Genomic DNA, 13,700 nt, shown 5'->3' with positions numbered 1-13,700 from the left:
GGGCTATAGTGTTAGCTCAGGGGCTCTATCCGTTTTTTTTCAGAGGCGTACGTATGAAACTCCGGGTCGGCGCTTGCGCCTTGATGTTGGTTTTGGCCGGGTGCAGTGGGGAAAGCCCTGAATCGGGCGTGGCAGGGATGCGTGGTGTTGCCGCAAGCAAGGCGACCGGCAGCCTGCCGACGTCGCTCCCCCTGGCTCGTGCGATCGGGGCGTCCATCGCCAACGCGCCTGACCGCGGTTCGTTGTTGTCCTACCCCAATAAAGCGGCGCCAACCAAGCAGGAAGGTGCCTACACCTGGTACCCGACGGCCATCAGCGAAGCCCACGCCTTCAAGGGCATCGCCACCGGCGAAATGACCGTTCCCTCGCCGGATGGCAGCCAGGTCAAGCTGCGCTACGAGCGCCACGTTGAAGAGATCGACGGCAACTGGACGTGGATCGGCCGGGTGGTTGGCGGCGATCCGATGCAGGAAGCCATCATCACGTTCGGTGAGAAGGCCGTGTTCGGCTCGATTCCGCAAGCCAGCGGCAAGCCGGCCCTGAGTCTGCTGACCCGCAATGGCAAGGTGTTCGCGGTGCAGACCGATCCGTCCAAGGTTGTGTCCGCAACCCAGGGTCATGTCGACATCATGGTGCCTGAGGCAGCTTCGCTGCGCTCGTCCATGGCGGCGGCCGTCGGCCAGTCGGCGCAGGTCAGCCAGAGCGCCACCGCAGTGGCGCAGGCAGCGCCGCCTACGGCAGCCAATACGATCGACGTCGCGGTCGGCTACACCCCTGAGTTTGCGACGGCCAACGGCGGAGCTTCCGGTGCCGCGACGCGTCTGGTGTTCCTGGTCCAGGTAGGCAACCAAGCCTTCGCCAACAGCGACGTCAATGGCTACCTGCGAATCGTGAACGCCTTGCAGGTCAACTACACCGATACCAACACCAATCAGACAGCGCTGCGGGAATTGACCGGTAGCACGGGCAACTCACCCGTCACCATACCGGCCAGCTTGGCACCCCTGCGGACGGCGCGTGACCAATACGGTGCCGACATCGCGATTCTGGTGCGCAAGTTCAACACGCCGGAAAACGAAGGTTGCGGCATCGCGTGGTTGAACGGTGCAGACCAGAGGGACATCACGTCGGCGGACGCGGCTTGGGGCTATGCCGTGATCAGCGATGGTTACGACACCGGCACCGATGGCAAGACGTACTACTGCGCCGACGAGACGTTGGTGCACGAAGCCGCGCATCTGATGGGTTCGGCACATGATCGTGCCAACTCCACAGCCCCGGGGCCCAATGGCACCACGGTTCTTCAGTATGGCCGTTACCCATATTCTTTTGGCTACAAGACGTCGGCTGCCGCCGGCAATTTCTATACGGTGATGGCTTATGGCGATACCGGGCAGATTGCACATCGCATCTTCTCGACGCCGCTCAAGAGCACCTGTGGTGGTGCGGGCAACCTCGCGTGTGGCGTGGCGAACAGCGAGGACAATGCGCGAAGCTTGAATCAGACGATTCCGGTAGTAGCGCAGTTCAGGGCGACCGTTGTGCCCTTCATCGGCAAGGACATTAGCAATGACTTGACTGGTGACGGCAAGAGCGAGCTGCTGTGGAAGTCCGGTAACGATGTGGTGTATTGGGAAATGAATGGCGCCAATGCCGCTTCCACCAAATATTGGGGGAACACGGGTGACGCTGCGCTCTCTCCCATCGCGACCGGCGATCTGAATGGCGATGGCAAGGCGGATCTGGTGTTTGATGCGCGCAAGCCGTCCGGAAACTACCTGCTTTTCTGGATCAGCAGCGGAACTTCGTACACTACGCATGGCATGCCCTATGGCGGTAGCTGGGTTCCGTTCGGCGCTGCGGACGTGAACGGCGACGGCAAGAGTGAGCTGCTCTGGCGCTCCGGAGCTGATGTCGTGTACTGGATTATGAACGGCGCGACCATGGAGTCGAGCGTGTACGCCGGCAATCTCGGCGAAGCGGACTTTGCCCTTGTCGGAAGCGGTGATCTGAACAGCGATGGTCGCGCGGACCTGATCTTCGACTTGCGCAAGCCGTGGGGAAACTACCTGCGCAAGTGGGTCAGCAATGGCCAAGGAGGCTTCAACGTAAGCACTGAAGCTTACGCCGGCGCTTGGGTGCCCTTCACCATGGCGGACGTTACCGGAGACGGCAAGGCAGAGTTGCTGTGGCGCTCGGGTAGGGATCTGGCGTACTGGACGATGAACGGTCCGACTTTCGTTTCGAGCACCCATATGGGGACTTTGAGCGATGCCGAATTTGTCGCTGCCGCCAAGGGTGATTTTAATGCCGACGGCAGGGTCGACTTCATCTTCGATCTGCGTAAGCCGTGGGGCAACTATCTCAGCAAATGGATCTCGAACGGCACGTCCGGTTATGTCGTGACCGTTGAAGCTTACTCGGGAACCTGGCAGCCATTTGATCCCACGCTCTGACGCTGCTCCATCCGACGAGTCAGATACCGCCGCGAACGTATCGCGGCGGTAGCCGCAATCACAGATTCTGGTAATTCGGCCCCGAGCCGCCTTCCGGCGTCACCCAGTCGATGATCTGGTAGGGGTCCTTGATGTCGCAGGTCTTGCAGTGCACGCAGTTGGCTGCATTGATCTGCAGGCGCTTGCCGGTGCCGTCGTCGACGATCTCGTACACGCCTGCCGGGCAGAAGCGTGTGCAGGGGTTGTCGTATTCGGCGGCGCAGCGGGTGACGCAGACAGAGGTGTCGTGCACGCGCAGGTGCACGGGCTGGTCCTCGTCGTGTTCGGTGGCGGCGTAGTAGACGCCCTGCAGGCGGTCGCGCGGGGCGAGCGTACGGTCCACGTAGTCGCGGCTGGGTTCTTCGTATTCGCCGATCTTGTCGAGCGAGGACCAGTCAGGCGTGACTTTCAGTGTCCACGGCGAACGACCACCGACGGCGGTTTCCCACGCGGCGTTGGCCATGCCGAACCACAGGCCTTTCTTGAAGCCGGGCTTGATGTTGCGGACGGACTTCAATTCGGCCACCGCATCGGATGCGCGCAGTTTCGCGTCGAAACCCTCGGGCGCCAGCTGCGACGACACCAGGTGCTCGGCTGCCAGCATGCCGCTGCGGATCGCCTGGTGCGTGCCCTTGATCTTGGGCACGTTGAGCAGGCCGGCGGTGTCGCCGATCAGCAGGGCGCCGGGCATCTCCACCTTCGGCAGCGACTGCCAGCCGCCAGTGACGATGGCGCGCGCGCCGGCGGAAAGAATGCTGCCGCCTTCAAGGATCGGTTTGATCAGCGGGTGGTTCTTCCACTGCTGGAAGGCCTCCCATGGTTTGTACTCGGGGTCCTTGTAGTCCAGGCCGCTGACGTAACCGAGCGCGATCTGGTTGTTCTCCAAATGGTAGAGGAAGCTGCCCCCGTAGATGTCGTTGCTGGCCGGCCAGCCGAGCGTGTGCACGATCTTGCCCGGGGTGACGCGGCCTTCGGGCACCTGCCACAGCTCCTTGATGCCGATCGAGTACGCCTGCGGGTCGCTGTCCTTGTCCAGTGTGAAGCGCTTCACCAGTCGCTTGGTCAAGTGGCCGCGCGCGCCTTCGGCCAGCACGGTGACCTTGGCGCGGATGTCGATGCCCTGCGTGTAACCGGATTTGTGCGTGCCGTCCTTCGCGATGCCCATGTCGCCGATGCGCACGCCAACGACCTTGCCGTCGTCGTCATGCAATGTTTCGGCGGCAGCGAAGCCCGGATAGATCTCGACGCCCAGCGCTTCGGCCTGCGGCGCCAGCCAGGCGCACATGGCGCCGAGCGATACGATGAAGTTGCCGTGGTTGCGCATCCCGGGCGGCACGATCGGGAACTTGCGGCCACCGTCCTTGCTGAAGTACCAGAACTCATCGTCCGTGGCCGGCACGCAGACCGGCGGCGGATTGTCGCGCCAGCCCGGGAGCAGCGCGTCCAGCGGCGCCGGTTCGATCACGGCGCCCGACAGGATGTGCGCGCCGATGGTGCTGGCCTTCTCGATCACGCAGACCGAGACATCCGGGTTGAGCTGCTTCAGCCGGATGGCGAACGCGAGACCCGCAGGGCCCGCGCCGACCGTCACGACGTCGTACTCCATCACATCGCGTTCGACATCGGACATCGGGTTCAGCTCCAGCGTGGCATTAGGCTGCCGGTATTTTCGGGGTTTGCACCGGGCGGGGCAAATCCGCCAGCATCCTCCCCATGACCATACCGCTGCCGCTGCCTGCGAATGGAATCGATGTGGCCCTGCCTGGCGCGTCGCTGACACTCCTGCCTGACTGGCTAGAGCGCGAGCGGGCTGACCGGCTCTTCGACGAGTTGCGCGACACCTTGCCCTGGAGCGTGCACCGCCTCCGGATGTTCGGACGTACGGTCGACTCCCCACGGCTCAGCGCGTGGATCGGCGACCCGGCCGCGACCTACCGGTACTCGGGGACCGACTTCGCGCCGCATCCCTGGACGGAGGCATTGTCGGCGCTGCGGGAGCGTCTCGAGAGAGAGCTCGATGTGCCCTTCAACAGCGTGCTGGCGAATCTGTACCGCACCGGGCGCGATGCGATGGGGTGGCACAGCGACGACGAGCCGGAGCTTGGACCGCAGCCGGCCATCGCGTCGGTCAGCCTGGGTGGCGTGCGCCGCTTTGCGTTGAAGCATCGCCAGGATGCCACCTTGCACCGCACGTTCGAACTGCCGCACGGGAGCCTGCTGGTGATGGCGGGCGATACACAGCATCTGTACCGGCATGCACTCCCGCGCACGGCGCGCGAGGTGGCGCCGCGCATCAACCTGACGTTCCGCTGGATCGAACCCGCGCGTCGCCGCTGATGCCGGCTCTGCGCGCTGCGTGGATCAGCGGGCAGCCTTGGGATCGCCGTTGCCGGACACGAGCACCCAGCCGACGATGTCGGCGGTCGCCGCTTCCAGCGCCTGCTCGAAGGCTGTCGCCACCTGGGCGACGTCGATACCGCCCGCAGGACGCTGCTGCAGGAAGGTGCGCGACGCGACGACGCGCTGGTCGCGGTTGTTGACCAGCTTGGCGTTCACTTCGACGACGGCCTCCGGCTGCGCGCCACCCGCGTAATCGGCCTCGAAACGGCGCAGGTCCATGACCAGCCGGTAGTCGCCCAGGATGCCGGCGTCGGCACTGGCGACGGCGGGAATCCGGCCCGAATCCTCCAGCGTGCGCTGCACCGCATCCTGCAACATGTCGGTCGCCGGCAGTGCCCATGACACGCCGCGATAGACCTGCAGTTCGCCGGGCATCGGCCGCACGCTGATGCGCGGGCTGTCGATCACGCGTGCAGCCGTGGGCTTGGCGATGACGAGCGACCACGCAACGTTGGGCCAGTCCGCCCGCGCGGGCACGCGGACATCGGGCGCGTAGATGGTCACGGGGTCTCGCTGTTCGCTGCCCAGGATGGAGCAGCCAGCCAGCACGAGTGCAAAGGGCAGGGCGAGGAGAAATCGCTTCGGCTTCATTTCGGGTCGAACTCCTTGGGTGCGTCGCGGCCGAGCAGGTAGCGTGCGGGATTGCCTTCGAGGCGGTCGCTGACGCGGCGCAGGTCGCGCACCAGGCCGCGCAGTTCGGTCAGCGTGGGGCCGAGCTGGCCCAGGCCATCGTTGGCGAAGCTGTTGATCGCGGCGCGGTTCTCTCCCAGGATCGCATCGGCGTTGCCGGCGGCGGAATCCAGTTTCGCGAGCGTTCTTTCCAGCTTGTCGAGGATCCCCGGCAATTCGCGCACCAGGTTCTTGTCCAGGCGCTCGATGGTGCCGTTGGTGGTGGTGAGGGTCTTGTCCAGGTTCTGGGCGGCATCGCGGGCGCTGACGATCAGCGACTCCAGGCCATCTTCGCGGCTGGCCAGCGAATTGCTCATCGACTCCAGGTTCTCCAGCGTGGCCGTGATGCTGGCGACATTCTTGTCGCTGAGCGCCTGGTCGAGGCGTTCGACGATGCGGTTGGCGGTGTCGGTGATGTTCTGCAACGCCGATGGCGCGGTCTGGATCACCGGTGCCTCGCGCGTGTCGACGCTGGTCAGCGAGGGGGCCTGCGGCGTGCCGCCGCTGAGCTGGATGATGGTGGGGCCGGTAAGGCTGGTGATGGCCAGTTTCGCGCGGGTATCGGTCTTGACCGGTGTGTAGGACTCCACCCGGATGCGCGCGATCACCTGGCGCGGGTCGTTGGGCGCCAGCGAGAGCTTGGTGATCGAGCCCACCGCGATGCCGTTGTACTGCACCGGGCTGCCCACGGTCAGGCCGGTCACCGCCTCGCGGAAGACCACCTGGTATTCCTGCCAGGTCCGTTCGGAGGAGTACTTCGCCGCCCACAGGCCGAACAGCAGCAGTGCGCTGGCGATGATGAGGGTGAAGGCCCCGATGAGGACGTAGTTGGCGCGTGTTTCCATGGATCAGACCGCCGTTTGCGTGTTGAGGGCCCCGGGGGCCTGCTGTCCGTCGCGCGCGGCGCGCGCGCGGGGACCGTGGAAGTACTCCTGCACCCAGGGATGATCGAAGCGCTCCACTTCGTGCAGGGGCGCTATCGTGATGACCCGCTGGTCCGCCAGTACCGCGACGCGGTCGCAGATGGCGTACAGCGTGTCGAGGTCGTGGGTGATCAGGAAGACCGTCAAGCCCAGGGCTTCCTGCAGCGTCTTGATCAGGCGGTCGAACGCCGCCGCGCCTATCGGGTCCAGGCCGGCCGTGGGCTCGTCCAGGAACAGCAGCGGCGGGTCCAGCGCCAACGCACGCGCCAGGCCGGCACGCTTGCGCATGCCGCCCGACAGCTGCGATGGCAGCTTGTTGATGGCGTCGGCGGGCAGGCCTGCCAGCTTCACCTTCAGCAAGGCCAGTTCGTAGCGCCAGCTGTCAGGCAGCTCCGGGTGGTGTTCCTTCAGCGGCACCTGCACGTTCTCACCCACCGTCAGCGAGGAGAACAACGCGCCATCCTGGAACAGCACGCCGGTGTTGCGTTCGATGTGCTGGCGTTCGGCCTGGTCGCCCGAACGTGCGTTCACGCCCAACACGGAAATCTCGCCCTCGTTGGGCTCGCGCAGCCCGAGGATGGAACGCATCAGCACCGATTTGCCCGTGCCGGAGCCGCCGACCACGCCGAGGATCTCGCCGCGCCGGACGTCCAGGTCCAAGCCTTCGTGCACGGTCTGCTCGCCGAAGCGGTTGACCAGACCACGCACCTGGATGATGGGGGATTCATCGGCCATGTGTCGTCACCAGCCCATGTGCATGAACCACAACGCGGCCAGCGCGTCGATGATGATCACCAGCGAGATGGTCTGCACCACGCTGGACGTGGTGCGTTCGCCGACGGACTGGGCGGTTCCCTCCACCTGCAGCCCCTCCAGGCAGCCGATCAGGCCGATCACCAGGGCGAATACCGGCGCCTTCGACAGGCCCACCAGGAAATGCTTCACCTCGATGGTGTCGTGCATCCGCGCGATGTACATCTGCGGCGGGATGCCGAGGTCGAATGCACCGACGGTGACACCGCCGGCCAGGCCCGCCATCATCGAAATGAAGGTCAGCAGCGGCAGCATCACCAGCAGCGCGATCAGGCGCGGGATCACCAGCAGGTCGATCGGATCCAGGCCCAGTGTGCGGATCGCATCGATTTCCTCGCGACTCTTCATCGCGCCGATCTGCGCGGTGAAGGCCGAGGCGGTGCGCCCGGCGAGCACGATGGCGGTCATGAGCACGGCGAATTCACGCAGGAACGCGATGCTGACCAGTTCCACCACGTAGATTTCCGCGCCGAAGTCGCGCAGCACGGTGGAGCCGAGAAAGGCGATCACCGCGCCGACCATGTAAGACAACAGGATCACCAGCGGGACGGCATCCAGGCCTACGGCTTCCATGTGCGCCACGGTAGCGGTGGGACGGAAGCGGCGGGGCTCCTTCACCATGCGGACCAGCTTGACCAGGTTCTCGCCCGTGAAGCTCAGCAGCGCGACGATCTCCTGACCATTCTCGTGCACGCGGTAACCCAGGCGCGAGAGTGCGGCCAGCACACCGTAGTCGCGCTTGCGTGGCGGCCGGTCGTCGGCGACATCTTCAATGGTGCTGACCAGCGCGCGATGGTCGGCGCGGAACTCGATGTCCGACAGCTCCATCCCGCGGCGCTTGGCGAACCTCAGCAGTTGCAGCACGCCAGCCGAGTCGATCCGGCCGATGGCGGTGGCATCGAGCCGGTTGACCGCGTCCGGCAGCGTGCCCAGCTGCTCGGCCACCGTCAGCGCGCTGGCAAGCGTCCAGTCGCCCGCCAGCTTTGCGCGCTGGGGGTCGCCGGGATCGGATTCGTACTGCGGGCGGGCAAGGGCGGGGGTCATGGCGTCGCTCGGCCAAGGAGCATACAGGCTATCCCGCTGAACGTGAGCAGCACGCCTACAAACGCACGACGGCCCATGGGTTCGCGCAGCCACAGGGCGGCAAGCACCACCAGGAAGACCGAGGCGGACTCGTTGAGGATGGCCGCCACGGAGGCCGAGGTGAACTTGTAGCCGCCCAGCCACAGCACCATCGACAAGCCCTGGCCCACGAGCGCCGCCAGCACGAGCCGATGCCAGGCGACATCGCGCGGCACGAAGCGCATGCGCTGGCGCATGGAGGGCAGCGATGCAAGGAACAGCAGGCCCGCCATCGCGCCGCACAGGCGCAGCAGTGTCACCCACAGCAAGGGTTGCGTCTCCAGCGTGCGCTTCACCATCACGATGGCGACCGCCATCAATGCGATCGCCAGCAGGCCCAACAGGATGCCGCGCAGCGTGTGCTGCGGACGGGCCGCCTGCCCGCGCGCGGGAATGCTGACCAGCAGCACGCCGCCGGCCACCAGGGCGAAGCCCAGCCATTGCATGCCGCCGAGGCGTTCGTCCAGGAACACGAAGCCCAGCAGCAGCACGAGCGGACTGTAGAGATTGCCGATGACGCCCATGCGCCCGGCACCGAGTTCGTTGAGCGCGCGGAAATACAGCGTGTCCGCCAAGGCGATGCCGATCACGCCACTGGCCAGCACGATGAGCATGTCGCGCACCGGCATCACGGGCCACGCACCGGCGTACAGCAGCAACGCCACCGGCGCCAGCACGCACAGCACCAGTCCGTTCTTGAGCAGGTTGAGGGTGAGCGGAGGCAGGTGCACGCCCAGTTGCCGCGCAAGGATCACGCCCACCGCCCACGCGGCGGCACTGCCGAGCGCCATCGCTTCGCCGATTCCCACTGTGCCCCCTGACCCCATCGCCGATGCGTAGTGTAAGCAGGCATGCATGAAGCCACGGGATGGCACTTGGGCGATACTGTGCCGATGGCCGACGACATGCTGCTTTCCGCCACTTACGCCCAGCGCATCGCCTTCGTGTGCGAGATCGCCGGGCGCCTGCACAGCTACGGCACCACCGCGCAGCGGCTGGAGGGAACGGTAGTAGGCCTGTCCCAACGCCTCGGCCTGGACTGCGAGCCGTGGTCGAATCCGACCGGCCTGATCCTGAGTTTCAGCGATCCCGCGCGCCCGCTGGGGGCGAGCGACAGCACCCGGGTCATCCGTTTGGCGCCCGGCGAGACCGACCTGCACAAGCTGAGCGAGGCGGACCGCATCGCGGATGCGGTGTCGTCCGGGCAGATGAGCATCGCCCAGGGCCACACCGCGCTGCGCGCGCTGGACCGCACGCCCAGTCTGCGCTGGCGGGCCATGCAGATCTTCGCCTCGGGGCTGGCGGCAGCGGCCGTGGCAGGGCTGTGGCGGCTGCCGTGGCTGGACATGGCCACCGCGGGCCTTATCGGCGTGATCATCGGGGTGCTCGGTGAACTGATCGCCCGTCGCCCGCAGATGAAGGAGGCCAGCGATGCGATCTCGGCGCTGGTGGCCGGCTTCGTGGCGATCCTGGTGGCCAACTTCATCGCGCCACTGAACCTCAACACGGTGATCATCGCCTCGCTGATCGTGCTGCTGCCCGGCATGGCGCTGACCAATGCAGTGAACGAACTGACCAGCCAGCACCTTGTATCCGGCGTGGCCCGTTTCGCGGGCGCGATGGCCACGGTGCTGAAGCTGACGGTGGGCAGCATGATCGCGGTGACGCTGGCGCAGCTGCTGGGCCTGTATCCGGAGGTGCGCGCATCGCGGCCACAGCCGGAGTGGGTGGAGTGGGGCGCGATGATCGTGGCGGCGTATGCCTTCGCCGTGCTGTTCAAGGCGCACCGCCGCGATTATTTCTGGGTGATGGCAGCGGCCATCGCCGGCTACAGCATCTCGCGCTACGCCGGCCAGGCATGGGGCAGTCCGGTAGGCATCTTCCTGTCGGCACTGACGCTGACCGCAGCAGGCAATGCGTTCGCGCGCTGGGCCAACCGTCCCGGCGCATTGATCCGCGTGCCCGGCATCCTGATGCTCGTACCCGGCAGCACCAGCCTGCGCGGCCTGCTGACCCTGGTGCAGCAGCAGGATGTGGGCGTGGGACAGTCGGCGCTGCTGGCCGTCACCAACGTGGTGATGGCGCTGGTGGCAGGTCTTCTGTTCGGCAACCTGCTGATTTCGTCGCGCAAGAATCTCTGACGATACCGTTGGAGATGCGCGGGAGTGCACGCCCGACAGGATGGACACCCATGAAAAACGGGAGGCCAAGCCTCCCGTTTCCCTGCCGCATCGTCGCGATTACTTTTTCTTGATCAGGAAGTCGTCGGCCTTCTTGCCCTTCGCGATCAGCGCGGCCATCCAGCGCGGATGCTTGCCGCGACCGGTCCAGGTTTCCTTCGGGTTAGCCGGGTTGCGGTACTTCGGCGCGACCTTGCCGAGCTTCTTGCCGGCCCGCGGACCGGGCTTCGTTGCCGCCTTGGCGGGGCGCGTGCCCGCCATGCCGAACAGTTCCTCCAGCGTATAGCCCTCGGCCTTGGCGAACTTGGTGATCTTGCCGCGGACGGTGGCAATGGGGGTTCGTTTGGCCAGCTTGGTCTGCTGTTCCTTGGCCTTGGCGATCAGGGCGCCAAGTTCCTTGGCGGACAGGTTACGCAGGTCGATCGACATCAGTATCTCCAGTCAGGAAGGGAAAGCCCATCCTTGGCCGAATAATCATCTTAATCGACGAGTTAATCGCGGCACAAACCACGGAGATGCGTGGACGCGCGATGGCGCCCACGCATGCGTACGCGCGATCAGCCGCGCAGGCGCGCGAGCAGTTCGTCCCGGCCGATATTCTCGGCGTCTTCGGCGCGACGTGCGCGATACTCGAACGTGCCTGCCGCCAGTCCGCGCTCGGACACCACCACGCGGTGCGGGATGCCGATCAGTTCGATGTCGGCGAACATCGCGCCGGGGCGCAGTCCACGATCGTCCAGCACGGCCTCGATGCCGGCCGCCTGCAGGTCTGCGAGCAACTGCTCGGCCGCAGCATTCACAGTGGCATCGTTCTTCGGGTTGATCATGCATACGGCAACGGCCCAAGGGGCCATCGGCACGGGCCAGATGATGCCGTTGGCGTCGTGGTTCTGTTCGATCGCCGCCGCCACGATGCGCGATACGCCGATGCCGTAGCAGCCCATCGCCGGTGCGGCAGCCTTGCCGGTTTCGTCGAGCACGGTGAACTTCATCGCTTCGCTGTACTTGCGGCCGAGCTGGAACACATGTCCCACCTCGATGCCGCGGACAATGCGGATCTCGCCGCCGTCGGCGGCCCTGTCGCCTTCCACCACGTTGCGGATGTCCGCCACGGTTTCAGGTTCAGGCAGGTCGCGGCCCCAGTTGACGCCGGCAATGTGGAAGCCGGCCTCGTTGGCGCCCACGACGAAGTCGGCCATCGCCGCCACGTCGCGATCGGCGACCACGCGGATCGCCTGCTTCGCGCCGATCGGGCCGAGGAAGCCCGGCTCGCTGCCCAGGTGGGCGAGGATCTCGGCCTCCGTCGCCAGCCGGTAATCGGCCAGCCCGGCGACCTTGCCCAGCTTGATCTCGTTGACGGTATGGTCGCCGCGCACCAGCGCCAGCACAAAACCAGCGTCGGTCATGACGGCCACCGACTTCACCGTCCGCTGCAACGGGATGCCCAGCAGCGCGGCGACGTCCTCGCAGGTTTTCTGTGTGGGGGTGGCCACCTTGTTCATCGTCTCCGACGCAGTGGCGCGTGGGTCCGGCGCCGCAGCCTGCGCCTTTTCCACGTTGGCGGCGTAGTCCGAACCGGTGGAGAACGCGATGGAGTCCTCGCCGGAATCGGCCAGCACGTGGAATTCCTGCGAGGCATCGCCGCCGATGGCGCCGCTGTCCGCCTGCACCGCGCGGAAGTCCAGCCCCAGGCGGGTGAAGATGCGCGTGTAGGCCGCATGCATGTTGCGGTACTCGCGGACCAGGTCTTCATCGGTGATGTGGAAGGAGTAGGCATCCTTCATCACGAACTCGCGCGCACGCATCACGCCGAAGCGCGGACGGATCTCGTCGCGGAACTTGGTCTGGATCTGGTAGAAGTTGACCGGCAGCTGCTTGTAGCTGGACAGCTCCTGGCGCGCGAAGTCGGTGACGGCTTCTTCCGCCGTGGGGCTGTAGCAGAACGCCTGTTCTTTGCGGTCGGTGATCTTCAGCAGCTGGCCGCCGAACTTCTCCCACCGGCCCGTCTCTTCCCACAGCTCGCGCGGCTGGATGGTCGGCATGATCATCTCGATCGCGCCGGCGTGGTTCATTTCCTCGCGCACCACGGTTTCCACCTTGCGCAGCACGCGCAGGCCCAACGGCGACCATGTGTACAGGCCGGCGGCCAGCTTGCGGATCATGCCCGCGCGCAGCATCAGCTGGTGGCTGACCAGTTCGGCGTCGGCCGGGGTTTCCTTGGTGGTGCGGAGGTGGAACTGCGACAGGCGCATCGGCATGGGGATCCGGGAGGGACGAACCGCCTATTTTGCCAGCGTTGGCCGCACCCGGGGCGGCGGCGGGTCAATCCGCGTCGGTCGCCGCGTCCCCGCTTACGCGGATGCCGGCCGGGACTTCGCGATCGATGCGCTCGAAGCGGCGGTCCTTCGGCGGCTGCTCGGTGATCTGCAGCACGCCGGCATCGTCGCGCCAGCGATACAGCGAGGGGCGGGCGTCGCGGGCCTGGGCAGCGGCCGCCTGGTCCGCGCGGGCCTGCTTGCGTGATCCGGCATCCGGTGATTCGCGGGCCAGCCACCAGGCGACGCCCACGCCCAGCGCCACGCCCGCCACGATGGCCAGCCAGGCGCGCATGGAACGGGTCAGGCTCCGGCGGCAGGCTTGCAGTAAGCCTTCACGGCGGCTTCGGCCAGGCTCTGCTGGTTGGCACGCCCGGTGTCGTCAAGCGTGGTATCCGCCTTGCCGTCGCCATCGGTGTCCTGCTGCACGGGGCCCTTGCTGGTCGCCAGGACCTGCAGGTTCATGCGCGCGGTGGTGCACTGCGGATTCTCGACCGGCTTGCCGGCGGGCTGCGCATCGGCCGCCGGGGCACCGTATTGGTTGATGCGCCGGTTCTGCACGGTCTGGTTCGGCGGCGGGCTGTCCGAGTAGTGGGTCACGCCGTTCTTGTCCTTCCACTGGTAGACCTGCTGGGCCTGCGCGGTGGAGGCGGTCGCCAGGCAGAGCGCCAGCACGGACAGGCAGGGCAGGAGGCGCATGGGAAGCTCCGGGATCACGGGAACCGCGATTGCAGCACCCCGGGGCCGCGCAGGCAAGCCGGGTGGCGGACCGCTGGGCTAAAC

General features: G+C 66.1%; 12 protein-coding genes and 1 pseudogene. 3 read left to right on the top strand and 10 right to left on the bottom strand.

The features are described 5' to 3' along the window. Positions 1 to 53 precede the first annotated feature (53 nt). On the top strand, positions 54 to 2,456 hold the full coding sequence (locus tag AC3DET_RS05380; protein WP_488390936.1) for a reprolysin-like metallopeptidase: 2,403 nt from the start codon (positions 54 to 56) through the stop codon (positions 2,454 to 2,456). 58 nt (positions 2,457 to 2,514) lie between these two features. Here AC3DET_RS05380 and AC3DET_RS05375 read toward each other — a convergent pair whose 3' ends face one another. Continuing rightward, positions 2,515 to 4,125: an electron transfer flavoprotein-ubiquinone oxidoreductase gene (locus AC3DET_RS05375; RefSeq protein ID WP_488390935.1), complete on the bottom strand. Its 1,611-nt coding sequence runs from the start codon at positions 4,123 to 4,125 to the stop codon at positions 2,515 to 2,517. An 83-nt stretch (positions 4,126 to 4,208) separates the two neighbouring features. On the opposite strand from AC3DET_RS05375, the gene AC3DET_RS05370 reads away from it, so the two are divergent. Beyond that, positions 4,209 to 4,832 (top strand): alpha-ketoglutarate-dependent dioxygenase AlkB family protein, encoded by a 624-nt coding sequence (locus tag AC3DET_RS05370; protein WP_488390934.1) that lies wholly within the window; start codon positions 4,209 to 4,211, stop codon positions 4,830 to 4,832. Between the two features lie 24 nt (positions 4,833 to 4,856). On the opposite strand, the gene AC3DET_RS05365 is transcribed toward AC3DET_RS05370, so the two are convergent. The 5 genes from AC3DET_RS05365 to AC3DET_RS05345 are packed head-to-tail and all read right to left on the bottom strand — an operon-like array spanning position 4,857 to position 9,231. Further along, on the bottom strand, positions 4,857 to 5,486 hold the full coding sequence (locus AC3DET_RS05365) for an ABC-type transport auxiliary lipoprotein family protein (protein WP_488390933.1): 630 nt from the start codon (positions 5,484 to 5,486) through the stop codon (positions 4,857 to 4,859). Next, positions 5,483 to 6,409, bottom strand: coding sequence for an MlaD family protein (locus AC3DET_RS05360; RefSeq protein ID WP_192200220.1), 927 nt, complete (start codon positions 6,407 to 6,409; stop codon positions 5,483 to 5,485). Before AC3DET_RS05360 ends, AC3DET_RS05365 begins: the two co-directional genes overlap by 4 nt. Before the next feature lie 3 nt (positions 6,410 to 6,412). Continuing rightward, entirely contained in the window at positions 6,413 to 7,222 is an 810-nt protein-coding gene (locus tag AC3DET_RS05355; RefSeq protein WP_337730600.1) for an ABC transporter ATP-binding protein, read from the bottom strand. Between the two features lie 6 nt (positions 7,223 to 7,228). After that, positions 7,229 to 8,344 carry an MlaE family lipid ABC transporter permease subunit gene (locus AC3DET_RS05350; protein ID WP_488390932.1) on the bottom strand — a complete coding sequence of 372 codons (1,116 nt, stop codon included), beginning with the start codon at positions 8,342 to 8,344 and terminating at the stop codon, positions 7,229 to 7,231. Beyond that, positions 8,341 to 9,231, bottom strand: coding sequence for a DMT family transporter (locus AC3DET_RS05345; RefSeq protein WP_488390931.1), 891 nt, complete (start codon positions 9,229 to 9,231; stop codon positions 8,341 to 8,343). The genes AC3DET_RS05350 and AC3DET_RS05345 overlap by 4 nt, the downstream gene beginning before the upstream one ends. Positions 9,232 to 9,315: 84 nt before the next feature. On the opposite strand from AC3DET_RS05345, the gene AC3DET_RS05340 reads away from it, so the two are divergent. Further along, the gene (locus tag AC3DET_RS05340; RefSeq protein WP_192201227.1) at positions 9,316 to 10,563 is read left to right on the top strand and encodes a threonine/serine exporter family protein; all 1,248 of its coding nucleotides are present in this window, start codon (positions 9,316 to 9,318) and stop codon (positions 10,561 to 10,563) included. Positions 10,564 to 10,668: 105 nt separating this feature from the next. On the opposite strand, the pseudogene AC3DET_RS05335 reads toward AC3DET_RS05340, so the two are convergent. The 4 genes and pseudogenes from AC3DET_RS05335 to AC3DET_RS05320 form a co-directional block, all read right to left on the bottom strand. Next, positions 10,669 to 11,031, bottom strand: a pseudogene (locus AC3DET_RS05335) (H-NS histone family protein); the annotation flags it as partial. A gap of 128 nt (positions 11,032 to 11,159) precedes the next feature. After that, positions 11,160 to 12,854 (bottom strand): proline--tRNA ligase, encoded by a 1,695-nt coding sequence (locus AC3DET_RS05330; protein WP_337730887.1) that lies wholly within the window; start codon positions 12,852 to 12,854, stop codon positions 11,160 to 11,162. A gap of 70 nt (positions 12,855 to 12,924) precedes the next feature. Continuing rightward, positions 12,925 to 13,212, bottom strand: a complete 288-nt coding sequence (locus tag AC3DET_RS05325; protein WP_488390930.1) for a DUF4124 domain-containing protein — start codon at positions 13,210 to 13,212, stop codon at positions 12,925 to 12,927. Between the two features lie 8 nt (positions 13,213 to 13,220). Then, positions 13,221 to 13,616 (bottom strand): DUF4124 domain-containing protein, encoded by a 396-nt coding sequence (locus AC3DET_RS05320; protein WP_337730596.1) that lies wholly within the window; start codon positions 13,614 to 13,616, stop codon positions 13,221 to 13,223. Between the last annotated feature and the right edge of the window lie 84 nt (positions 13,617 to 13,700).

It is taken from the genome of Pseudoxanthomonas sp. 97-1-1, assembly GCF_057773125.1.
The sequence above is the reverse complement of the archived record's forward strand: the minus strand, read 5'-3'. Positions and strand labels throughout refer to the sequence as shown.